This is a genomic window from Kitasatospora nipponensis, from assembly GCF_039528135.1.
In the GTDB taxonomy this organism is placed as follows: Bacteria; Actinomycetota; Actinomycetes; order Streptomycetales; family Streptomycetaceae; genus Kitasatospora; species Kitasatospora nipponensis.
Genome location: NZ_BAAALF010000564.1, coordinates 1 through 909 on the forward strand (window position 1 = coordinate 1; position 909 = coordinate 909).

Consider the following 909-nt stretch of genomic DNA (forward strand, 5'->3'; position numbering starts at 1 on the left):
CTCGGCTTCTCGGCGATCTGGATCACGCCGGTGGTGCTGAACCGCTCGGACTACGACTTCCACGGCTACCACGGGTACGACTTCTACAAGGTGGACCCACGGCTGGAGTCGGCCGGCGCCTCGTACCAGGACCTGATCAACGCGGCGCACGCCAAGGGCATCAAGATCTACCAGGACGTGGTCTACAACCACAGCTCGCGCTGGGGCGCCAAGGGCCTGTTCACCCCGACCGTCTACGGGGTCAGGGACAGCCAGTGGAGCTGGTACTACGACGCCCCGAACGCGGGCTTCGAGTACGACGGCCTCACCGTCGACCCGGTCTCCGGCAAGTCGTACTACAACGGCGACCTCTGGTCGACCGCCGAGCCGAGCGGCAACCCCTGCCCCAACTGGGGGAAGCCGACCGGCGCGAAGAGCCCCGAGGGCTACACCATCTACAGCTGCCAGTGGCCCGGTGCCACCACCGGCATGTTCCCCAAGGCGCTCTACCACCAGTGCTGGATCGGCAACTGGGAGGGCGAGGACTCCCGTTCCTGCTGGCTGCACGAGGACCTGGCGGACTTCAACACCGAGAGCCCGGTGGTGCAGCAGTACCTGATCGGCGCGTACAACAAGTACATCGACATGGGCGTGGACGGCTTCCGGATCGACACCGACCTGCACATCCCCCGGGTGACCTGGTACGGCCGCTTCCTGCCCGCGATCTACGAGGAGGTCGGCCGGAAGTTCGGCGCCGCGAAGGCCGCGGACTTCTTCGTCTTCGGTGAGGTCGGCGCCTTCGTCAACGACCGGTGGAACCGAGGGTCCGTCAACCACTCCGCGCAGTTCTTCACCTGGAAGGAGCGCAAGGAGTACACCTCGGACGACGTGCAGGCGGCGCTCGACCAGTTCAGCTACGAGAACACCATG

General features: G+C 65.8%; 1 protein-coding gene. It reads left to right on the top strand.

The genetic code is table 11. The features are described 5' to 3' along the window. On the top strand, nt 1–909 hold a 909-nt coding region (locus tag ABD323_RS41915; RefSeq protein ID WP_344447322.1), incomplete at both ends, for an alpha-amylase family glycosyl hydrolase.